Raw genomic sequence first — 22,623 nt, forward strand, 5'->3', positions numbered from 1 at the left:
TTACTCCTCCGTGGCCCCGCTCGCGTCGTCGGATTGGTCGCCGCTGCCGTCCGTGACAGCAGCGCCCTTCTTCACGTCGTCGAGAATCTTGTTCGCGAGGCGGGACTGGAAGCCGTGGTACTTCGCGACGCCGGTCGCGTCCTGCTGGGTGATACCGCCGGAGACGTCCTCCTCGTTGAAGGAGGCCGCCGACTCGCTGTAGACGGCGTAGTCGGACTCACGGGAGACGGCGCGGCAGTGCCCGCCTTCGAGTTTCACGGTGACGGTGCCGGTAACGCGCTCGTTCGTGTCGTCGATGAACGCTTCGAGCGCGCCCGTCAGCGGCGCGTCGACGAGGCCCTGGTAGGCCTTCTGGGACCACTCCTGGTCGACCTGGGCCTTGAACTGGCGCTCCTCCTGCGTGAGGACGAGCCCTTCGAGCGCTTCGTGGGCCGTCAGAAGCACCGTCGCTGCGGGGTGCTCGTAGTTCTCTCTCACTTTGAGCCCGAGCATGCGGTCTTCCATCATGTCCGTGCGGCCGATGCCGTGGGCCCCTGCCTGTGCGTTGAGTTGCTCGATGAGTTCGACCCCGTCGAGTTCCTCGCCGTCGACAGCGACGGGAACGCCTTCCTCAAAGGTGATTTCGACCAGTTCAGCGTCCTTGTCGGAGGGGTTGTCGGTCCACTTGTAGATGTCGTCGTCGGGGATGGTGCTCGGGTCTTCGAGTTCGGAGCCCTCGATGGAGCGGCTCCAGAGGTTCGTGTCGATGGAGTAGCGACCGCCATCGCCGCCCTCGACGGGCAGGCCCTTCTCCGCGGCGTACTCGTTTTCCCACTCGCGGGTCAGCCCAAGTTCACGCACCGGCGCGATAACATCGAGGTCCGAGTCGCGCCAGACGGCCTCAAAGCGCAGTTGGTCGTTGCCCTTGCCAGTACAGCCGTGGGCGACGGCCGAGCAGCCCTGCTCTTCGGCGACCGAGAGAATAGCCTTGGCGATGACCGGGCGCGCGAGGGCAGTTCCGAGCGGGTAGCCCTGATAGTCGGCGTTGGCCTTGACGGCCTCCATACAGAGGTCAGCGAACTCCTCGGTGGCGTCGACGACGTGCTGTTCGACGCCCAGCGCCTCGGCGGTCTCCTCGGCCTCCTCGAACTCGTAGTCGGGCTGGCCGACGTCGACGGTGACGCCGATGACCTCGTCGTAGCCGTACTCCTCTTTCAGCAGCGATACGCAGACTGTCGTGTCGAGCCCGCCGGAAAAGGCGAGTGCGACGGTTCCGTTTCCTTCTGGCATGGATGTGTTCTGCATTGGTTCCGTGGTGTGCCTGTCGGTTTCTCGATCAAACACCAGATCGAGTATCCCATCGAACCGACGACGACGGCGTCTAGCGACGAAACGAACCTGTCGAGTGAAGAGTAAGTAGTAGTGGGCCTAGAAACGGCCCGGTCGTCGTCGTCGTGGGGAGAAACGGAGGGACCCCTCGCTATCCGCAGCGAGCGGCGTGGAGCGAGAGGTCCGCGTCATGTATATTCTGCTGTGTGACTCGGGTACTAATAGTTTCCGTGTTCACAGTGTCGTGTGCATGGTCACCAAACACAGTCCCTCATAGCCATCACGTCGCCCGTAGCGGCCAGGACCGCTAGACAGACTGGCGTGTGCCGAAGTGTAAGCACTGTACTCGCCGTCTCTCTGGCTATTGGCCAGCGGCGGTGGTATCAGACCCGACACCCGGCGACTTTGTTTCGCCCCCGCTGGTGGCCGTCTCATTGGCTGGCGTCGTATCGGTGTCGTCCGGCCGTTCACTCGCCGGAGTCCGCTCCGGCCCACCTTCCGGACGGTCGCCTACTTCGGTTCTGTTCGCCGCTTCGGGGCCACGGTCGCCGGCAACGTCAGGTCGAGCCTGCTGTCCGACGTTCGGCCCGGCGATGCCCTGCGCGACAGCGGCGACTTCCGGCCCGCTCAGCTCGCTCGCGCGCTGTGAGAGAGTCTTGATCGCCGCCGCGTCGATGCCTTTCTGCTCCAGCGCTTCGGCGGGAAGCTGGCTGGCGGTTTCGTTCGTCTCGTTTGCCAGCCGCTGGACGTTCTTCGTCTCGGCATGGAGCTGTGCAGCCTTCGCTCGGTACTCGCCCTCGCTTATCGAGCCGTTCTGGCGGGCTTGCTCCAGCGCCTGCTTTCGCTGTTGGAGTTCGTCCAGTCGGGCCTCGGAGTCGTTCACCTGCTCGGCGACGACGGACGCCTTCGCAGCGTCGGTGTTCGCCCTCGCGACGCGGACCCCGAACGTTCGTGACTGGACCTCACCGTCCAGTTCGGCTCCTTGCACGCTGACGACGCCTGCCAACTGTGCGCCGGGGGGCGTCGCATTCTCATCTGCCTCTTCGGCCACCGTTTCAGTCTCCTGTGCCATCGTCACGGCGGGCACCGCGGCGAGCGTGCTTACCACGAGCACCACTGCCAGCAACACCGGGGTCGCTCGTCTCATTACACCCGTTGCTTGGCTCTCCAACATCGTATAAATAGGCGTCTATAAAGCCGGGTTAGCACCGATTAAGCCGGATTAAAACCGCAATACAGGAGTGGTTTTGATCCGCAATCCCTACTGAACTGTCGACAGATTTATTATCGGGTTTCGTCACCGCTGTCGGTTCCGTCGCTCCCGTCACCCTCTCCACCAGTCACGTCAGTGTCTGGCAGCGTCACCACGTTCTCTCGGCCGATGCGGAACGTTTCTACCTTCTCTTCCTCGCGCAGGCCGCCGATGACCTGGCTCGTCTTGGCGTCGGTCCAGTCGAGTTCGCCGGCCACCTGCTGTTGCTTGAGCCGCCCGCCGTTCGATTCGAGCAGTTGCAGGACCTGTTCTTCGTTACTCAACAGTTCGACCGGCGGTGTGCCAGCGTCAGCGTCCGTGCCGGCAGCGGACTCCGCTTCGGGATCATCCGAGTCTACCATCGACGCCGGCGGCTCGGCCGGCGCATTGCCGTTAGGGATGCCGTACCGCCGAAGTGCGTACACCCCGGCAGCAATGCCGACCAGCGCGAGAATCCCACCGATGAGGAGCCCGTTCGACCCGCTGTCACCGCCAGCGCTGTCCCTCGAGTTGACGACCACTCGCGGCTCGGCTTCCCCGAACGTCTGTTGGCCACGCCAGGTGACAGAGGCGTTCCCCCGTTCGTCGGCCTGCGGTGCAACGGAGTCAGCCTGATAGTCCGCTGGCCAGCGGAGGGTCAGTGAGGTTTCGCTGTCCAGAAACAGCCCCGAGAGCGCGTCGCCGATCTCGACGCGGTCGCCGGAGACGGCGGCGAAGTTCGTCCACTGGAACCGATAAGTGATGACGCCGTACGTCTGGCCGAACGTCTCTTCGCGCGCACTCACCGTGACGTTTTTGACAGCCATCTCGCGGCCAGTCGTGTTCTCCGCGGCCCCGGCAGTGCGTTGCATCCGACGCTCAAAGCGGTCCGTGTACGCCGCCGGGTTGGCCTGGATATCCGTTCGCAGGTCCTCGAACGCTTGCGTGGTGTTGTCGTCGTCCAGCCGAAGTCGGTAGGCGACCGTCCAGTCAGCGGTCCCGTCGGGGTTCACGTCAGCGGTCATGACGACCACGTCCGCATCGACAGACTGCTGGCCGAGACTGCCGAAACCTGCCCCGGTCGCTGTCGGGACAAGCAGTGCTACCGCGACGAATACGACGACCAGTGTTTCAGGAGTCCAGCCCATCCTACCGCGGCTATCCCCTCGGCAGGTATATCGTTTATTGCCGATTGAGTGAGCTGACACTCTAAAGCGTTACAGCCCAAGCCGTATCCGTTCCGGAGCCGAAGTCAGGGGCTACTGCGGCCACAAGGGGTTTGCCCCGCGAGGAAGTCCTGCCGAGCATGGACAGAGCGAAGCTCGACGTGGACACTCTGCTGAAGATTGTCCTTGTCCTCATTGTCGTCTGGTTGGTGCTCGAAATTATCGGCGGGGTTCTAGGGCTGTTGGGTTGGCTTCTGGGACCACTCCAACCGATACTCGGCGTGGTGCTGGTCGTCCTCATCGTCCTGTGGCTGCTTGACCGGCTGTAGGACCGCGCTCTTTTTCTCGACAGCAAGCGACCCGCTCACTGTGTACAGCATCAACGTCCCACTCCCGTCAGCAGTCACGTCGCTGGCCGCCGACCTTGCGGCGGACCTGCCGCTCGCACAGCGGCGGGGACGGGGTGAGCACACGCTGGTCGCCAAGCGGCTGGGTGACGGCGACCACGCGGCCTACGCGCGACTGGAAGCGCAGGGGCGCGAAGTGCTTCGCGGCCAGCCGGCGTTCGAGGCGGAGATTTCAGAGATCGAGCAGTTCGAGACAGCCGCGACCGGCCCGTCACCAGTAGTGTACCTCGCCGTCGAGAGCCCGGGGCTGGTCGGTTTACACGAGCGGCTCTGCGAGCGCTTCGATCCCGTCGACGAAATGGAAGGCGACGAGTACGTCCCGCACGTGACCGTCGCCCGCGGCGGGGACCGCGACGCGGCCGCGCGGCTGGTCGAGCAGGGTATCGACCCGATCCGGTGGACCGTCGACGAACTCACCTTCTACGACGCCGACCGGAACCAGCCGGTCAGCCGGGTGTCGTTGCCGGGCTAGCGCCGGTCGGTCGTCCGTCCATCGTGGCGAACAGGCGGCACGCGTCAGTCCCGGCGCGGTGTGCCGCACAACCGCTCAGCGCGCCGGGCCGTAGCTACGTCACAGCGGCCGTGGTCTCGGCTTCGGATATAAACGGTTGGACCGAAAGCAATGCTTTTGGAGCGGCCTGCCATCCACTACAGATATGGATTACCGCGAAGTCGACAGTACGTCCGAGTTCGTCTGCCGACTGGAGCACGGTGGGGACTGGCGCGCGCAGATCGAGGCCTTCGCGGACGAACAGGGCATCGACGCCGGCTTTTTTTACGGGCTTGGGGCAGTGCAGGACGCGGAGCTCATGTTCTACGACCAAGACCGGACCGAGTACGACTCGCTGACCTTCGACGAACCGCTTGAGGTCGCCGCTTGCATGGGCAACATCTCGCATCTCGACGGGAAGCGGTTCGCCCACACCCACGCCGTCCTCTCCCGGCCCGACGGCGAAGCGATTGCCGGCCACCTGAACGCCGGCACCGTCTGGGCGGGCGAACTGTACGTCCGCGGATTCGATACAGAACTCAAGCGGGAGCACGACGAGCCGACCGATCTGGACCTCTGGGATATCTAAGATGCGGGAGGCCGACGAACAGTACTTCGAAACGCTCGAAACCCAGCTCGAAGCCGCCTTCGACGTGGCCGAGCGGGCCAAAGAGCGCGGCGGCGACCCGAAGCCAGAAGTCGAGATTCCGACCGCTCGTGACATGGCCGACCGGGTGGAAAACATTCTCGGCATCGACGGCGTGGCCGAGCGGGTGCGCGAGCTGGAGGGACAGATGTCCCGCGAGGAGGCCGCGCTGGAACTGGTCGAGGACTTCGTCGAAGGGACTGTCGGCGACTACGACAGCCGCGAAGGGAAGGTCGAGGGCGCGGTCCGGACCGCCGTCGCCCTGCTGACCGAGGGGGTCGTCGCCGCCCCCATCGAGGGCATCGACCGCGTCGAACTGCTGGAAAACGACGACGGGACGGAGTTCATCAACGTCTACTACGCCGGGCCAATTCGCTCTGCCGGCGGGACCGCACAGGCGCTCTCGGTGCTAGTCGCGGACTACGCCCGCGCGCTGCTGGGCATCGACCAGTACAAGGCCCGCGAGGAGGAAATCGGCCGCTACGCCGAGGAAATCGACCTCTACGACAAGGACACCGGCCTGCAGTACTCACCCAAGGAGAAGGAGACGAAGTTCATCGCCGAGCACATGCCCATCATGCTCGACGGCGAGGCGACCGGCGACGAGGAGGTGTCGGGCTACCGGGACCTCGAACGCGTCGACTCGAACTCCCCGCGGGGCGGGATGTGTCTGGTGCTGGCCGAGGGCATCGCGCTCAAGGCCCCGAAGATTCAGCGCTACACGCGGAACCTAGACGAGGTCGACTGGCCGTGGCTGCAGGACCTCATCGACGGAACCATCGGCAAAGACGAGGCCGACGAAGGAGAGGACGCGAACGGCGACGACGCGGGCGACGGATCGGACGACGACAGGGACGAGGCTGACGAGCAGGCTGGACCGCCACGAGTCGACCCCGCCGACAAATACCTCCGGGACCTCATCGCCGGCCGTCCGGTGTTTTCCCACCCGTCGAAGGCGGGCGGGTTCCGGCTGCGCTACGGCCGGGCGCGCAACCACGGCTTCGCGACAGCCGGCGTCCACCCGGCGACGATGCATCTCGTCGACGACTTCCTCGCGACCGGGACCCAGATCAAGACCGAGCGGCCGGGGAAAGCCGCCGGCGTCGTGCCGGTCGACACCATCGAGGGGCCGACCGTACGTCTGGCTAATGGCGACGTGCGCCGCATCGACGACGCCGAGGAGGCACTGGCAGTCCGCAACGGCGTCGAGAAAATACTCGATCTGGGCGAGTATCTGGTCAACTACGGCGAGTTCGTCGAGAACAACCATCCGCTCGCACCGGCCTCCTACACCGTCGAGTGGTGGGAACAGGACCTCGACGCCGCCGGCGCGGATGTACAGGCGATGGAGGACTCGCCTCACATCGACCTCGCCGACCCGAGCGCCGAGGAAGCCATCGAATGGGCGACCGACTACGACGCCCCGCTGCACCCGAAATACACCTACCTCTGGCACGACGTGAGCGTCGACCAGGTGTGTGCGCTCGCCGACGCCGTCGAGGACGCACATGTCGCACAGGCCGATGGTGCGTACGCCGACCCGGAGATGGACGGCACAGCGGGCGACGCATACACTGATGCCGGCGCGCTCGTCCTGCCACGGAGCGACACCGTCCAGCAGACGCTCGAACACCTGCTTGTCGAGCACACACAGGACGAGGACACGATTACGGTCACCGACTGGGTGCCGCTGGTGCGGACACTCGGGTTCACCCGGTCGCTAGAGCGGGACTGGACACCGTCGGATCTCTCCGAGCACGCCCGGACCTACGGAGAGAGCGAGTCTGTCGACGCAATCGGCGTTTCGGAGGACACCGAACCCGAAGTCGGGCAGAACGCCATCGAGGCCGTCAACGAAATCGCGCCGTTTCAGGTTCGTGAGCGCGCCCCGACCCGCATCGGCAACCGGATGGGTCGCCCCGAGAAATCCGAGCGGCGGGACCTCTCGCCGGCCGTCCACACGCTCAGCCCCATCGGCGAGGCCGGCGGGGCACAGCGGGACGTGGCCAAGGCGACGAAACACGCTGACGGGATGAGCGATACGCCTGGCCAAGTCGAGGTCGAGGTAGCCCGGCGGCGCTGTCCCGAGTGCGGGACCGAGACCCACCAGGCGGGCTGTGCCGACTGCGGCGGCACCACCGAACCGGTGTACGTCTGTCCCGACTGCGAGGCCGAGGTCGAGCGCGACGAGTCCGGCCGGGCGGAGTGTGCCCGGTGTGAGACGCTCGCCTCGCCGACCCAGTACAAAGTGCTTGACCTGCAGGAAGCGTATCGGGACGCCCTGCAAAACGTCGGCGAGCGCGAGACGGCCTTCGAGCAACTGAAAGCGGTCAAGGGGCTCACCTCCGAGGAGAAGGTGCCGGAGCCGATGGAGAAGGGCATTCTCCGGGCAAAACACGACGTGTCGGCGTTCAAAGACGGCACCGTCCGCTACGACATGACGGATCTGCCGGTGACGGCGGTCCGGGCCTCGGAACTGGATGTCTCCGCCGAGCGACTCCGCGGGCTGGGCTACGAGGAGGACATCCACGGCGACCCGCTGACCCACGACGACCAGCTGGTCGAGCTAAAAGTGCAGGACATCGTTCTCTCGGACGGCGCGGCCGAACACATGCTCCAGACCGCCCGGTTCGTCGACGACCTCCTGGAGCAGTACTACGAGCTGGAGCGGTTCTACGAGTTCGACGACCGCGAAGACCTCGTCGGGGAACTCGTGTTCGGGATGGCACCTCACACCAGCGCGGCGACGGTCGGCCGCGTGGTCGGTTTCACCTCCGCAGCCGTCGGCTACGCACATCCGTACTTCCACGCCGCCAAGCGCCGGAACTGCTTCCACCCGGACACGCGGCTGTGGTACGAAGACGAGAATGACGACTGGGAGTACGGGACCATCGAGGAACTGGTTGAGGACCGACTTGAGGACCCCGAGGAAGACGACTTCGGGACGCTCGTCGAAGAGCTAGACGGTACTCTCACCGTGTCGTCGCTTGGCGAGGACGGCCCCTGTCGCCGGCCCGTCGACGCCGTCTCGAAACACCCCGCTCCGGACCACCTCGTCGAGATTTCCGTCGGCGACCGAACCCTCAGGGTTACGCCCGACCACACGATGCTCCGAGCCGACTCCGACGGGATCGAGGAAGTCCCGGCCAGCGGCCTGACTGCCGGTGACGAACTCCCCGCTTACGACGGCGGCGAAACGACGACGATGACGGCACGCGGGGAGGCTTCGACAGCAGCGACTGACGGCGCAGCCCCGACAGACACCGTCGAGACTGTCGAGTACGTCGAAAGCGACGTCGACAGCGTCTACTGTCTCACGGTCGCTGACACACACCGGGTGGCCGTCGAAGGCACCTACGTCGGCCAGTGCGACGGCGACGAGGACTGCGTGATGCTTCTGATGGACGGCCTGCTGAACTTCTCGAAGTCGTATCTCCCGAACCAGCGCGGCGGCCAGATGGACGCCCCGCTCGTGATGTCCTCGCGAATCGACCCCAGCGAGATCGACGACGAGGCCCACAACATGGACATCATGGACGCCTATCCCCGGGAGTTCTACGAAGCCACCCGCGAGATGAAAGACCCGACCGAGGTCGAGGACGTGATGAAAATCGCCGAGGAGACGCTGGGGACCGACCGCGAGTACACGGAGTTCCGCCACACCCACGACACGACCAACATCGCCGCCGGGCCGGACCTTTCGGCGTACAAGACGCTCGGCTCGATGGAGGACAAGATGGACGCCCAGCTAGAGATTTCCCGGAAACTGCGGGCCGTCGTCGAGAGCGACGTGGCCGAGCGTATCATCGAGTACCACTTCTTGCCGGACCTCATCGGCAACCTCCGGGCCTTCTCAAGACAGGAGGTCCGGTGTCTGGACTGCGGAGAGTCGTTTCGACGCGCCCCGCTGACCGGCGACTGCCGGGAGTGTGGCGGCCGCGTCAATCTCACCGTCCACGAGGGGTCGGTCAACAAGTACATCGATACCGCTATCCGCGTCGCTGATGAGTTCGGCGCGCGGGACTACACGAAACAGCGGCTCAAGATACTGGAACGGAAAATCGAGTCGGTGTTCGAAAACGACCACAACAAGCAGTCAGGTATCGCAGACTTCATGTGAGCGACAGCGTCACCCGGATTCGTCAGGGCGACAGACGAGCGCGTGACAGTCGTCCGACGGGTGTTTTTCACCGTGGCGGTCCTGTCACGGGTATGGCCTCGTCCCGCGATTCAGCACCGCCGTTCGACTCCGGGGACCGGTCGGGTTCCCCGTCACCATCGCCCCGACAGACGCCCAGTACGATCTATCAGATACAGATTGCGCTGTTGCGCTCACAGGTAGCGACACTGGAAACCGCGCTCGAACAGGAACGCGAACACCGTCAGGCTGTCGTTGATCGGTACGAGCGCCTTCTCCACGGGGAATAGTCCGCGACTGGCTGTCGGGACAGTCCGTTGTGTTACTCGTCGCCGAGTTCGACGTAGGTCGTCTCGATGATGCGGCTGTCTCCGTTGAGCCGCTCGATGATGTCCTGTGGCGGCTGTTCGTCGAGGTTGTAAACGGACAGGGCCTCCCCGCCGATGGTCTCGCGGCCGTTGAACATCCCGGCGATGTTGATGTCGGCGTCGCCAAGCACCGTGCCGATGAAACCGATGGTGCCCGGCTCGTCACGGTTCCGGACGACCAGCATGTGCCCGTGTGGGACGGCCTCGATGCGGTGGTCGTCGATACGGACGATGCGGGGCTCCTCGCCGCCGAACTGGGTCCCACAGACGGAGACGGACTCCTCGCCGTCGGAGACGGTGACGGTGATGAGGCTCTGGTAGTCCTCGGAGGTGCGGGTCTTGGACTCGGTCACGTCGATGCCCCGGTCCTCGGCAATCTGGGGGGCGTTGACGGCGTTGACCTGGAGGTCCGAGGGGGCGAACACGCCCTTCAGCGCGCTCGCGGTGACGTACTCTACGTCCTGCTCGGCGATGTCGCCGGCGTAGGTGACCTGGACTTCGGACATGTGGCCGCCGAACAGCTGGACGGCGATGCGGCCAGCAGTGTCGGCGAGGTCGAGGTACGGTCCGACCTGCTTGAACGTCGCCTCGTCCAGCGACGGCGCGTTCAGGGCGTTGGCGACGGGCTGGCCGTTGGCCGCGGCGATGATCTGGTCGGCCGTGGAGGTGGCGACGTTCTCCTGTGCCGCCTCCGTAGACGCGCCCAGGTGGGGCGTGACGATGATGTCCTCGACGTCGAGCAGCGGGCTGTCCTCGGGGAGGGGTTCCTCGCCGAACACATCGAGCGCTGCGCCTTTCAGGACGCCGTCCTCGACGGCCTCAGCAAGCGCTGGCTCGTCGATGATGCCGCCGCGGGCACAGTTGACGACGTAGCCGCCCTCGAGTTCGGCGAGTTCCTCCTCGCCGATCATGTTCTCGGTCTCGGGGGTCAGCGGCGTGTGGATGGTGATGAAATCGGACTTGGCGAGGCAGTCTTCGAGGTCGTCGACCAGTTCCGCGCCGAACTGGTCGGCGCGCTCCTGACTGATGTAGGGGTCGAACGTGACGATGTCCATGCCGAGGCTGCCCAGTCGCTTGGCGACCTGCTGGCCGACGCGGCCGAAGCCGACGACGCCCAGCGTCTTGTTGTTGACCTCCGTGCCCAGGAACTCGCCTTTCGCCCACTCGCCGCTTTTCAGGCGGTCGTGGGCCTGCGGGATGGAGCGAGCGGTGGCAAACGCCATCGCGACAGAGTGTTCCGCGGCGGCACGGACGTTACCTTCGGGGGCGTTGGCGACGATGACGCCGTGGTCAGTGGCGGCGTCGATGTCGATGTTGTCGACGCCGATGCCGGCCCGGCCGACGATGATGAGGTCGGGCGCGGCCGCGAACACTTCTTCAGTGACTTCGGTGCCCGAGCGGACGATGAGCGCGTTCGCGTCGGCCACTGCGTCGAGGAGCGCGTCGCCCTCGACCTCGTAGGCTGTTTCGACATCGTGGCCCGCCTCACGGAGTCGCGTGAGACCGGCGTCGGCGATAGGGTCCGTGACGAGTACCTTCATACCGAATCGAACTTACTGGGGCGGCATAACGCTTGTTTTCTCCGTCCGAGCAACTACGTGCAAGCACTCGGGCCGGAGCGGTCGCGCCGCTGATGGGGGTGTCCTGCTGAGCGGGACCGTTCAGTGAAAAGGAACCGACTGGGCGTGACCTATCGCCAGGCCGGGAGCGAGGCAGCGTCTGAGAGCGGGGTTGTGAGATAGGCGTCGTCTCGGGTCACGTCAGCGAGGATAAACTGGTCCGTTGGACCCTCTTCAACGGACGCCATGATGTCTCCATCCGCGGCCATCTCGACCGGAGCGACAGGTTCCGACTCCATGCATGATAATATGTAACAACCCTATAAAAATTTAGCGAAACCCAGAGAGGGGAGTGGTATGACGCTGGGCCAACTGTCTGACAATAGTTCACATCCTGTCAGGATTGGTATGAGCGGGGAAGTGAGTCAGCACAGCCAGAGCCTGATATCTCAACCAATAGCGGTTGAGCAAGGACTTCTGTTCACGCGCAGAGACGGGCTGTGGATATGACAGAAGACGTAGTTGTTGCCAAGACACCACGGTCCCTCGGTTTCCGAGATAGCGCTTGCGCAGTCGTCAGAGATAGCCGATGGCCGTACAGCGTTCTACCCGAATGTCGAAAACGGACGGATGTTAAGGACTTAGTAGATGCGGGAAGGAAGTTCTGGCAGTATGAACGTTGCAGACGCTATGACGCCACGCTCGGAGGTCGTCACGGTTACTATACCCGGTACCCGTGATGACGCACTGGAGTACCTCCAAGAGCAGGCCTTCTCGTCGGTGCCGGTTATCAAGGAAACCGACGAGGGCGAAGAGTTCAGAGGGATTATTTCACGCGATGCGCTCATCGAGAGCCCCGACGAGGACCAGCTAGCCCTGCTCGTCGAGGAAGTCCCGACGATCAGCGAGGACACGTCTATCGAGGCCGCGGCACGGATGATGGTCGAAGACGACGAACGTCGCCTGCCCATCGTCGACGGCCAGCTCAAAGGCATCATCACAGTGACCGACGTGATTCGGTCTATCGCGAACGGTGACGTCGACGGCGACCAGATCGTCGGCGACCTCGCCAACCGAGACATCAACTGCGTGTACGAGGGCACGCCCCTGACCGTCGCCGAACGGGAGCTCTCCCACGCGAACGTCCCATACGGCGTCGTACTCGGCGACGACGGCGATATGTCGGGGATGCTCACAGAGGTAGACATCATCGCGGTCGCCCGGGTCGTCGAGGGCGAGGACGACACCGGCGACTCCATCGCCAACCAGGATGACGACTGGGCCTGGGAAGGCATCAAGGCGGTCGGCGGCCGGTACATGCCCACCCGCAACGTCGAACTCCCGGTCGAGCCCGTCCGCGAGTTCATGACCGCCGATGTCGTGACGGTGAACAAGCGCCGCACCGCCGAGGAAGCGGCACAGCTGATGATCGAGCACGACATCGAACAGATCCCGCTGCTGTCCGGTGACGAACTCACTGGCATCGTACGGGATATCGACCTGCTGCGAGGCCTATGAGCGAAGGCGAACGACTTACCGAGCTGGCCAAGCGTCGCGGTTTCTACTTCCCCTCTTCGAGCGCCTACGGCGGGGCGGCGGGCTTCTGGACCTACGGGCCACAGGGCGCTGCGCTGAAATCGAACATCGAGGACACCTGGCGGGACCGCTATGTCGTCAAGGAGGGCCATCAGGAAATCTCCGCCCCCGACGTGATGCCCGAGCCTGTCTTCGAGGCGTCGGGGCATCTCGACGGATTCGACGATATGATTGTCGAGTGCGGCGAGTGTGGCGCGACCCACCGCGCGGACCACCTCGTCGAGGACAACACGGACATCGAGGAGGCCGAGTCCCTGCCGAACGAGGAGGTCATGGACCTCATCGCTGAGCACGGCATCGAATGCCCCTCCTGTCACACGTCCCTGGCCGACCAGCCGGTCGACAACTTCAACCTCATGTTCGAGACCAATATCGGGCCGGGGTCGTCGTCGCCGGGCTACCTCCGCCCGGAGACCGCACAGGGCATCTTCGTGGAGTTCCCGCAACTCTCGGAGTACGCCCGGAACCAGCTCCCCTTCGGCGTCGCGCAAATCGGGAAGGCCTACCGCAACGAGATTTCGCCGCGGAAATCTCTCGTCCGCGTCAGGGAGTTCACCCAGGCCGAACTCGAACACTTCGTCGACCCCGAGGAGGACGAGCCGCCGCTTTCGGAGGTCGCCGACGTGACCCTGCCGCTGTACTCCGCCGCCGAGCAGCAGGCCGAGGACGGCGGCCAGCGCGAACTCACGGTCCGCGAGGCCGTCGACGAGGGCGTCGTCGAGAGCGAGTGGGTCGCCTACTACTTGGGCGTCTCCAAGGAGTGGTACGAGCGCATCGGCGTCGACATGGACCGATTCCGCTACCGCCAGCACCTCGCCGGCGAGCGCGCCCACTACGCCTCCGACTGCTGGGACGCCGAGAGCGAGGTCGACGGCGACTGGATAGAGATTACTGGCTTCGCGTATCGGGGCGACTACGACCTCTCGAAACACGCCGACCACTCCGGCGAGGACTACACCGTCTTCAAACAGTACGACGAGCCGGTCACTGTCGAGCGCGCCACCGTCGACCCCGACATGAGCTATCTCGGGCCGGAGTTTGGCGGGTCGGCCGGCGCAGTCGCCGACGCACTCGAAGCGCTGGCCGAGCGGAATCCGGACGCCTTCGACGCCGATGAGGTCACCGTCGAAGTGGACGGGGAGTCCTACACCGTCCCCGTCGCGGAGACGAACTTCAGCGTCGACGAGGTCACCGAGAACGGCGAACACGTCCGGCCACACGTCGTCGAACCCTCCTTTGGCGTGGGGCGAATCATCTACACCGTCCTCGCACACTCCTACGAGACCGACGAGGTCGACGGCGAGGAGCGGACCTACCTCTCGCTGCCGCCCGAACAGGCCCCGACGACGGTCGGCGTCTTCCCGCTGATGGACAAGGACGGCATGGACGACCTGGCCCGCGACATCGCCGACGACCTCCGGACCGCCGGCCTCTCGGTCACCTACGACGACTCCGGGGCCATCGGTCGCCGCTACCGGCGTCAGGACGAAGTCGGAACGCCGTACTGTGTGACCGTGGATTACGAGAGTCTCGAGGACCGCGAGGTTACGGTGCGCGAGCGCGACACAACCGAACAGAAACGGCTCCCCATCGACGGGCTGGCGGAGACGCTCGAACGCCTCAGTACCGGCGACCGCACCTTCGACGACCTGTAGATGGCCGACGAGGTATCCCGGCGGCTCGTCCATGTCACTGGCGCGGCGGTCCCGCTGGCACACCTTGGCTGGCCGGACTTGATTACGTGGCGCGTCGTGCAGGGGTTCCTGGCCGTGGCGCTGGTCGTCGTGTGTGTTCTCGAAGCCGTGCGGCTGACGACCGGGCTGGACTGGGTAGTGTACGACCGGCTCACCCGGGAGTACGAGCAGGACAACCCCGCCGGCTACGCGCTGTACATCGTCGGGATGGCTATCGTCGCCTTCGCCGTCGAACTGCCGGGCGTGACGACCGACGTCGCCGTCCCGGCAATGTTGATGCTCGCCATCGGCGACCCCATCAGCGGCCTGCTGGGCTCGGGCGACGCCAGCAACGTCAAGCAGGCCTGGGTCTTGCTGGTGATGTTCGGCGTCTGCACGCTGCTGGCCGCCCCCTTTGTTCCCCCCGCCGCCGCCGTTCTCGGGGGTGTCGCGGCGACGTTCGCGGACGGGGTCAAGCCCCGCATCGCCGGCTACGTCGTCGACGACAACTTCTCGATTCCGGTGCTGGGCGCGCTGGCGATGTGGGTCGGCGTCCGGTACCTCCCGTTCTGACCGGGCAATTCCCCGGCGTCCACTTTCACCGCGGTATCTGAACCCTTAACCACCGGCGGGACGAACGCGTGGGTAATGGCGACCACCGACGCCGGTGGCGAGCACGTCGAACGCCCGCTGGTGACGCCGGAGTTCCTGGAGAACCGCCGCTACCAGACCGAACTGGCGGAGACGGCAAGCACTGGGCACACGCTCGTCTGTCTCCCGACCGGGCTGGGCAAGACGACGGTCTCGCTGCTGGTGACCGCCGAGCGCCTCCACGCCGTCGGCGGGAAGTCGCTCATGCTGGCCCCGACGAAGCCGCTGGTCCAGCAACACGCCGAGTTCTACCGCGAGGCACTCGAACTGGACGACGAGGAGGTCGTCGTCTTCACCGGCGAGGTCCGGCCCGACGACCGCGCCGCCCTCTGGGAGGACGCCCGCATCGTCATCGCGACGCCGCAGGTCGTCGAGAACGACCTCGTCGGCAACCGCATCTCGCTGGCCGACGTGACCCACTGCACCTTCGACGAGTGCCACCGGGCGACCGGCGACTACGCTTACAACTACATCGCCGACCGCTACCACGCCGACGCCGAGGACCCGCTGGTGACGGGCATGAGCGCCTCGCCCGGCGACGACGAGGAGGCCATCCTCGGAGTGTGTGAGAACCTCGGACTCTCCGAGGTCGCGGTGATGACCGAGGACGACGCCGACGTGGCCGAGTACACCCACGACACCAGCGTGGACTGGAACCGCATCGAACTCCCCGAGGTCGTCGTCGAGATTCGGGACGCAATCAACGAGGTCATCAAGGACCGGCTGGCGCAGTTGAGGGAACTGGGCGTGACGAACAAGTCCTCGGCGGACATCTCCGAGCGCGAGATTCAGGGGATGCAGGCCGACCTCCGGAAACTGATGAACAACGACCAGAGCGAGGGGTACCAGGGGATGAGCCTGCTCGCCGAGATCCGGAAGCTCCGGACCGCCGTCACGTACGTCGAGACCCAGAGCGTCGAGTCCCTGCGTCGGTACTTCGAGCGGCTCAAGGAGGGCGCCCGCTCCTCCGGCGCGTCGAAGGCCGACCAGCGCCTCGTCAGCGAGCCGAAGGTCCGCGAGGCGATACGGAAAGCCGAGTCCTACGACGACCTGCACCCGAAGTTCCGCCAGACTCGAATGCTGCTCGCGGAGACGCTGGGCATCGAGAACGGCGAGCGGGTCATAGTCTTCACCGAGTCCCGCGACACCGCCGAGACGCTCGTGGACTTCCTCTCAGACCACTTTACGACCGAGAAGTTCGTCGGACAGAGCGACACCGACGGCAGCGAGGGGATGACACAGACCCAGCAACAGGAGACGCTGGACCGCTTCCGGAACGGCGAGTTCGAGGTGCTCGTCTCCACCTCCGTCGCCGAGGAGGGCCTGGACGTGCCCGAGGTCGACCTGGTGTTGTTCTACGAGCCGGTGCCGACCGCGATTCGGGCCATCCAGCGGAAGGGCCGGACCGGCCGCCAGGCCGAGGGCCGGGTCGTCGTCCTCCTGGCCGAGGACACCCGCGACGAGGCGTACTTCTGGAAGGCCCGCAACGACCAGAAGCGGATGAAACGCGAACTGAACGAACTCAAAAGCGTCGCCGGCGAACTGGAGGCCCGCCTCGACCAGACCGGGCTCGACGAGTACGAGGACGAAGAGGGGGACGCTTCGGGTGGAACAAAGAGCGAGGAAACCACCACACAGCAGTCGGATTCCACTGGAAACGGGAGGGGTAGCACAGCTAACAAGTCAGCCGATGATACCGACGGCAGCAACGGCCAGGCCGGACTAGACGCCTTCGCGGACGACTCGTCGGAAGCGTCCGGTGGGGATACCGAAGTCAACAGCGACGCGGCGACAGCCGACGAGGGGGATACCGCGACGCCGGACACGGGAACAGTCGCCACTGCCGGCCGCGATGATGAGGACGACCCCGTCGAAATTGTCGCGGACCAGCGGGAACTCGACTCGAACATCGCTCGGGACCTCTCGACGCGGGACGGTATCGAAACCCGACTCGAAACGCTGGCCGTCGGCGACTACGTTCTCTCTGACCGCGTCGTTGTCGAGCGCAAGACCGTCGCCGACTTCATGGACACGCTGACGGGCGGAGACCGGTCGATGTTCGAGCAGGTCGGGGACGCCACGCGAAACTACGGTCGGCCCGTCGTCGTCATCGAAGGCGAGGACCTCTTCGGTGCGCGCAACGTTCACCACAAGGCGATTCAGGGCGCACTCGCGTCGCTGGCGGTCGATTTCGGTGCGAGCGTGTTACGGACCAGTGGGGAGGACGAGACCGCCGATCTGCTGCAAGTCATCGCCGAACGGGAACAGGAGGTGGCCGACCGCGAGGTGAGCGTCCACGGCGAGAAACAGTCGAAGACGCTGCCCGAGCAACAGGAGTACGTCGTCGCCTCCATCGCCGAAGTCGGACCGGTAACCGCGCGCACGCTGCTGGACGCCTTCGGAAGCGTCGAGGCAGTGATGACCGCCGATAAAGAGGCCCTGCTAGAGGTGTCCGGTATCGGCGACGTAACGGCCGACCGGATTCGAGAAGTCATCGCCAGCGACTACGAGCCGTAGCGGTCCGTTCAGAACCGCGCTGCATCCAGCGCTTCCGCCGCTTCTCGGGCTGCCTGCAGATGTTCGCGAGCCTCGCGTGGGTTCTCGGTGGCCGCGGCGCGCTCGGCGAAGCGGTGAACCGTCTCGGCCAGTAGCGCAGACGCCGCATCGAGATTGGCCTCAATATCGCCGGTGTGACTATCGGTCGTCCGAGTCTGTCGAGCGGAAACAGGGGGGTTCTGTGTCGCTGTCTCACGCGGCTGGTCGTTGGTAGTTCGGCCGCTAGGCTCCGACGACGCACCTCTTCGAGCAGTCTGTGGCGCTGGCTCCGAGTGGTCTGACGCCTGGGTCGACTGGTCACCCCCCGCTTCGGGTGGAGCGGACGAGTTGGGTGTCGACGCCGTCGGTTCGGAGGGAGACTGTGAAGCGGTGTCGGGCTGGGTATGTGCGGTCTCCTGCTGTGCGTGTTCGTCCGTCGCGTCCACCGCATTCTCTGCTGTGTCCTCGGCAGCATCGCCGAACTGGACGCGAGCCTCGTCGCTCGGGTCGGCAACCTCGATCTGGTCACTGTCGTCGGCCTGCCCCGCCTGTTCGTCAGCATCTGACGGGTCTGCCCCGTTTTCCTGCGTGTCGCGCGCGACCGGCTTCTGGCAGGTGGGGCAGAACTCCTGGCCGTCGTAGCGGAAAATGGGGTCGCCGCAGTCGCTGCAGTGGGCGTTGGTCATCGTCGCGCCCTTCAACAGGAGTTCGCTCATCTGCTCGGTCGTCTGGCGCTTCTCGTCTTCCTTCTCGAACTTCTCTCGGAGTTTCTCGCGTTCGGCTTCCTTATCGAAGTCGCTCATACCCGTCACAACGCCGCGGGGCTGAAAACCGTTTACGGGTGATACTGGCTGAACGATGCGCGGCGGAATCGGGGTTTCGACACGTTTAACGTTCGCGCCCGAGCCTTTTCGAATGGTATGACAAAGGTAAGCGTAGTCGGCGCAGCCGGTACGGTCGGCGCAGCCGCAGGGTACAACATCGCGCTCCGCGACATCGCTGATGAAGTCGTTTTCGTGGACATCCCCGATAAGGAGGACGACACGGTCGGGCAGGCAGCTGACACGAACCACGGCATCGCCTACGACTCGAACACGCGCGTCCGCCAGGGCGGCTACGAGGACACCGCTGGCTCCGATGTGGTCGTCATCACGGCCGGCATCCCGCGCCAGCCCGGTCAGACCCGCATTGACCTCGCCGGCGACAATGCGCCTATCATGGAGGACATCCAGTCCTCACTGGACGAGCACAACGACGACTACATCTCGCTGACCACCTCGAACCCCGTCGACCTGCTCAACCGCCACCTCTACGAGGCCGGCGACCGCTCTCGCGAGCAGGTCATCGGTTTCGGCGGCCGCCTCGACTCCGCGCGGTTCCGCTACGTACTGAGCGAGGAGTTCGACGCACCAGTGCAGAACGTCGAAGGGACGATTCTCGGGGAACACGGCGACGCGCAGGTCCCCGTATTCTCGAAAGTCCGCGTCGACGGGACTGACCCCGAGTTCAGCGACGACGAGAAAGAGCAGTTGCTCGGCGACCTGCAGGAGTCGGCGATGGACGTCATCGAGCGCAAAGGCGCGACCGAGTGGGGACCAGCCCGCGGCGTCGCACACATGGTCGAAGCCATCCTCCATGACACCGGGGAAGTGCTGCCGGCCTCGGTCAAGCTGGAGGGCGAGTTCGGGCACGAAGACACTGCTTTCGGCGTCCCGGTCCGTCTCGGGAGCAACGGCGTCGAGGAAATCGTCGAGTGGGACCTCGACGACTACGAGCAGGACCTGATGGCAGACGCTGCAGAGAAGCTCTCCGAACAGTACGACAAAATCTCGTAACCCGGTCGAGCGGTACTGCGAGCGTTCGGGACTGACGCCCTCCCGGACTGCCTTTTTCCGCTATCGCCGTAAGAGACGCAGCTGTAACTGCGAATCGGCCGTTTGCCGGTCCACGATTGTTACGCGGGGTCGTCTTGGTCGTCAAGCAAATCGCCGTCGCGCCCGTCGTCGTCGATATCAGCACCGAGGAGTGACGCCCACTCTTCGAGGTGTGACTCCGATGTCGAGAGTTCTCGGTGGCTCATGGCGTTATCGGAAGCATCCACGGCATATTATATAATGGTTGTGCCGGCATTGATACTCAATGGTGTATGGAGCGGTTCTACGGGGTAATTCGGGGCTAGCGAACCAGTAAAACGAAAAGCCCGCGTCGATCACTCGGAGCGGATGGTTTCCGGAACCTGAATCGAGTAGTGGCCGTCCTCCTGCAGCGCGATGATGTACTCCTCGCGGTCGTACAACTCCATCAGGTTCAGTTCGTACTGGCCGGGTTCCAGTACTTTGATCGACTCGAACTGGTCGTTGAGTTCCGCTCGGAGTTCCTCCAGATCGGGGCGGTCCTCGCTGTCCGGCTCTGGTGGTGGGTCGGGGTCGGCACCGACGGGACGGAACTGGTGTTCGGATTCGGATGCCGACGGGACGTTCGACGGGAGTTCGTCCGGCTCGACGACATCCCCACGGGCGCTAGCCTGGGCCGAGTCCTCAGTCACAGACGTGCGGTCAGGTTCGGTCGACGGCGAACCGGACGTGTGGGATGGGTCACTCGGCTGTGCGTCAACCGACCGGTCGGCGTCGAAATGGGACTGCTCGGCGTCCCGGTCCCCGTCTGTAGCGGAACCGCTGACGAAGTCTCGTACTGAGGCAGCGGTTTTGCCAACGGTACGAGCGACGGTACTGTCAGGTCCCGGTGGTTCCGGTGGCTCCGCGTCCGGCGTCTCAGAGATGTCGGCTCCTTCGGGCTGATACTGGAACTTGTTCCCGCCGCAGTTGGGACAGCCCGAGAGCATCTCCTTCGACCCGTCGTCGAAGCCACGGCCACACTCCGTACACTGGTGGGGCATTATTTCCGAGAGACGAGGGCGCTGATGAGCGTTTCGTCCTTGTGGAGCGTCTCTATCTGGTTCGCCGGCCCGATAACCGTCAGCTTCTGGGTCGACTGTTTGCCCATCAACCGGTCGAGGATGCTGGCGTCGGCGGCCTCGGACTTGGGGTAGGTCTCGATCTCGATGCCGTTGAACTCGTCCGGACTGATTTCGGTCATCGTCACTTCGATGAGGCGGGACTCCTCGTCGGGGGAGAGCCCCTCTTCAAGGATGACGATGTTGCCGTCGCGGACGCCATCGAGAATCATCCGAATTTTTTCCATCGAGGCCAGCCCCGCCATGCGTTCGCCGCTGATGAGGTCGATCTGGACGCCGTCGTCTGGGTCTTTGACTTCCGCCATTATATCACCCGAAGTACTCCGCGATTTTGTCGTAGACTTCGTCCATGTTGTCTCCCTCAAGCGCTGATAGCGGAATCGTCTCGTGCTGTGGGTATGCGTTTCGGATGCGCTGGACCGAAGATTCTTCAAGATCGATTTTGTTCGCGAGGATCAGCACCGGAAGGTCCTGGCTCTCGATGATGCCGATGAGCATGGTGTTGACCTGCGTGAACGGATCGGTCGCAGAGTCGAGTACGTAAATAACACCATCGACATCCTCGCGGAGCCAGTGCATCGCTTCAGCGACGCCCTCAGTCGCTTCGCGGGAGCGACGGACGGCGTCGTCTTTCTCCATGTCGTGTTCAAGGAACTCGGTGTAATCGACCTTCGTCGTCACGCCGGGGGTGTCGACGATATCGATTGTCACTTTCTTCCCGTCGCGTTCGATCTCGACGTTCTCCTTTCGGCGCGCACGGCGAGTCTCGTGTGGAACGTGACTCTCTGGGCCGACAGCATCGCCGGTCCAATCACGTGCAATGCGGTTCGCCAGCGTCGTCTTACCGGCGTTCGGCGGGCCGTAGATCCCGATACGCTTCGGGTCCTCTTCGGAGAACAGCGTCGATGCCGCGCGTGAAATACTATCTTTGAGGTTTGTTAACAATCCCATCCTATCCTCCCGCCGCCCGGAGTCGTCCGGTATGGCGGCTCTGCCCGTAAAAGATAGGCGAATTCACTTAAGCCTACGTCAGACATTAGTCCCTATTCTGACATGGTGGGGCATAGCACAGATCAGCGTGCGGGCGTTGGGACGGAGACGAGCGAAAAGGGGGGACTATTCGAGTCAGCCCATCCTGACCCACGCGAGATGTATGTGGGTGTACCAACACAGCCCCCCACCCCTTCGTTTCAGGTGGAACGCCGCACACCCCTGGGGAGGGGTGGGAGACTTATCGGTCAAATTGGGAGCGCACTAGTTCTTCAGATCAGCGCGATACGTGATTTCACTAGCTAGAGCGGTCTAGACACTAGAAAACTGAACACTAACTCCTACTGACTATCTGTTTTATCTGGTGCGGGTTTGGTTTACGATATACCATATTAAATCTTTTCTCTTGTTACAGTACATTGTCGGCCTCCCTCCCCCCTCCCCCCGGGCCTGCTTCTAGTTCCACTGGAAACGAAGGGGTGGGGGGGTTACCCTGTTGGAGTCGGGTTCCGCTGCAAGCACCGGCTCCTCATGCGCTACCCTCATATTCACACAGCGTACCCGCTCCCGAAACTGCACCACCATTCTCTTACTCTCCGATCACTAGCTGCTGTATACTGCCCGTTTCACCCCAGTGAGATCGAAGCTATATTTCCCTTTATGACAACAGTACTCATGCGACAGAAAATATAAATATATCAACACACATCTTTCACAGGTGGTGTACCGAAATATTTAATATCGAATCACGGTACGGTTCATGTGGTTCAACTGGACACACCGGAGAGCGCTGATGCTCACTAACAACGGCACTGACGCACTCCTCGCTCCCTCTGTTCCGGTGTCTCCAACTCTCTCCACACGAAACGAAGGGGACCCCCTCGATCGACT

At 64.1% G+C, this 22,623-nt stretch carries 18 protein-coding genes; 10 read left to right on the forward strand and 8 right to left on the reverse strand.

Annotation, left to right across the window (positions count from 1 at the left end; translation table 11 throughout):
* From BVU17_15020 to BVU17_15030, 3 genes are all read right to left on the reverse strand, one after another.
* On the reverse strand, positions 1-1,269 hold the full coding sequence (locus BVU17_15020; protein AUG48927.1) for an argininosuccinate synthase: 1,269 nt from the start codon (positions 1,267-1,269) through the stop codon (positions 1-3).
* 400 nt (positions 1,270-1,669) lie between these two features.
* Positions 1,670-2,434, reverse strand: a complete 765-nt coding sequence (locus BVU17_15025) for a hypothetical protein (GenBank protein AUG48928.1) — start codon at positions 2,432-2,434, stop codon at positions 1,670-1,672.
* Positions 2,435-2,592: 158 nt separating this feature from the next.
* A complete protein-coding gene (locus BVU17_15030; protein ID AUG48773.1) occupies positions 2,593-3,687 on the reverse strand; it encodes a hypothetical protein in 1,095 nt (364 codons plus the stop codon).
* Between the two features lie 158 nt (positions 3,688-3,845).
* Here BVU17_15030 and BVU17_15035 point away from each other — a divergent pair, with 158 nt between their 5' ends.
* The 5 genes from BVU17_15035 (at position 3,846) to BVU17_15055 (ending at position 9,676) form a co-directional block, all read left to right on the forward strand.
* The gene (locus BVU17_15035; GenBank protein AUG48774.1) at positions 3,846-4,034 is read left to right on the forward strand and encodes a hypothetical protein; all 189 of its coding nucleotides are present in this window, start codon (positions 3,846-3,848) and stop codon (positions 4,032-4,034) included.
* Between the two features lie 40 nt (positions 4,035-4,074).
* Positions 4,075-4,584 carry a phosphoesterase gene (locus BVU17_15040; GenBank protein ID AUG48775.1) on the forward strand — a complete coding sequence of 170 codons (510 nt, stop codon included), beginning with the start codon at positions 4,075-4,077 and terminating at the stop codon, positions 4,582-4,584.
* Positions 4,585-4,768: 184 nt separating this feature from the next.
* Positions 4,769-5,191, forward strand: coding sequence for a DNA-binding protein (locus BVU17_15045; protein AUG48776.1), 423 nt, complete (start codon positions 4,769-4,771; stop codon positions 5,189-5,191).
* 1 nt (position 5,192) lies between these two features.
* Positions 5,193-9,368 carry a DNA polymerase II large subunit gene (locus BVU17_15050; GenBank protein AUG48777.1) on the forward strand — a complete coding sequence of 1,392 codons (4,176 nt, stop codon included), beginning with the start codon at positions 5,193-5,195 and terminating at the stop codon, positions 9,366-9,368.
* 92 nt (positions 9,369-9,460) lie between these two features.
* Positions 9,461-9,676: a hypothetical protein gene (locus BVU17_15055; protein AUG48778.1), complete on the forward strand. Its 216-nt coding sequence runs from the start codon at positions 9,461-9,463 to the stop codon at positions 9,674-9,676.
* Between the two features lie 32 nt (positions 9,677-9,708).
* Here the strand turns inward: BVU17_15055 and BVU17_15060 are convergent, their stop codons facing one another.
* On the reverse strand, positions 9,709-11,295 hold the full coding sequence (locus tag BVU17_15060; GenBank protein ID AUG48779.1) for a phosphoglycerate dehydrogenase: 1,587 nt from the start codon (positions 11,293-11,295) through the stop codon (positions 9,709-9,711).
* A gap of 690 nt (positions 11,296-11,985) precedes the next feature.
* On the opposite strand from BVU17_15060, the gene BVU17_15065 reads away from it, so the two are divergent.
* The 4 genes from BVU17_15065 (at position 11,986) to BVU17_15080 (ending at position 17,750) form a co-directional block, all read left to right on the forward strand.
* Positions 11,986-12,831 (forward strand): signal transduction protein, encoded by an 846-nt coding sequence (locus tag BVU17_15065; GenBank protein AUG48780.1) that lies wholly within the window; start codon positions 11,986-11,988, stop codon positions 12,829-12,831.
* Positions 12,828-14,564 carry a glycine--tRNA ligase gene (locus BVU17_15070; GenBank protein AUG48781.1) on the forward strand — a complete coding sequence of 579 codons (1,737 nt, stop codon included), beginning with the start codon at positions 12,828-12,830 and terminating at the stop codon, positions 14,562-14,564. The genes BVU17_15065 and BVU17_15070 overlap by 4 nt, the downstream gene beginning before the upstream one ends.
* Positions 14,565-15,155, forward strand: a complete 591-nt coding sequence (locus BVU17_15075; protein ID AUG48782.1) for a dolichol kinase — start codon at positions 14,565-14,567, stop codon at positions 15,153-15,155. It begins immediately after the preceding gene.
* Between the two features lie 75 nt (positions 15,156-15,230).
* Positions 15,231-17,750 carry a Hef nuclease gene (locus BVU17_15080; GenBank protein AUG48783.1) on the forward strand — a complete coding sequence of 840 codons (2,520 nt, stop codon included), beginning with the start codon at positions 15,231-15,233 and terminating at the stop codon, positions 17,748-17,750.
* An 8-nt stretch (positions 17,751-17,758) separates the two neighbouring features.
* Here the strand turns inward: BVU17_15080 and BVU17_15085 are convergent, their stop codons facing one another.
* The gene (locus tag BVU17_15085) at positions 17,759-18,571 is read right to left on the reverse strand and encodes a hypothetical protein (protein ID AUG48784.1); all 813 of its coding nucleotides are present in this window, start codon (positions 18,569-18,571) and stop codon (positions 17,759-17,761) included.
* 117 nt (positions 18,572-18,688) lie between these two features.
* On the opposite strand from BVU17_15085, the gene BVU17_15090 reads away from it, so the two are divergent.
* On the forward strand, positions 18,689-19,603 hold the full coding sequence (locus BVU17_15090) for a malate dehydrogenase (protein ID AUG48785.1): 915 nt from the start codon (positions 18,689-18,691) through the stop codon (positions 19,601-19,603).
* Positions 19,604-19,977: 374 nt separating this feature from the next.
* Here the strand turns inward: BVU17_15090 and BVU17_15095 are convergent, their stop codons facing one another.
* The 3 genes from BVU17_15095 to BVU17_15105 are packed head-to-tail and all read right to left on the reverse strand — an operon-like array spanning position 19,978 to position 21,693.
* Entirely contained in the window at positions 19,978-20,664 is a 687-nt protein-coding gene (locus BVU17_15095) for a hypothetical protein (protein AUG48786.1), read from the reverse strand.
* The gene (locus tag BVU17_15100; GenBank protein ID AUG48787.1) at positions 20,664-21,047 is read right to left on the reverse strand and encodes a hypothetical protein; all 384 of its coding nucleotides are present in this window, start codon (positions 21,045-21,047) and stop codon (positions 20,664-20,666) included. The genes BVU17_15095 and BVU17_15100 overlap by 1 nt, the downstream gene beginning before the upstream one ends.
* A 4-nt stretch (positions 21,048-21,051) precedes the next feature.
* Complete coding sequence (locus BVU17_15105; protein AUG48788.1) at positions 21,052-21,693, reverse strand: GTP-binding protein; 642 nt, start codon at positions 21,691-21,693, stop codon at positions 21,052-21,054.
* Between the last annotated feature and the right edge of the window lie 930 nt (positions 21,694-22,623).

The sequence above is a fragment of the Haloarcula taiwanensis genome, assembly GCA_002844335.1.
GTDB classification, from domain to species: Archaea; Halobacteriota; Halobacteria; order Halobacteriales; family Haloarculaceae; genus Haloarcula; species Haloarcula taiwanensis.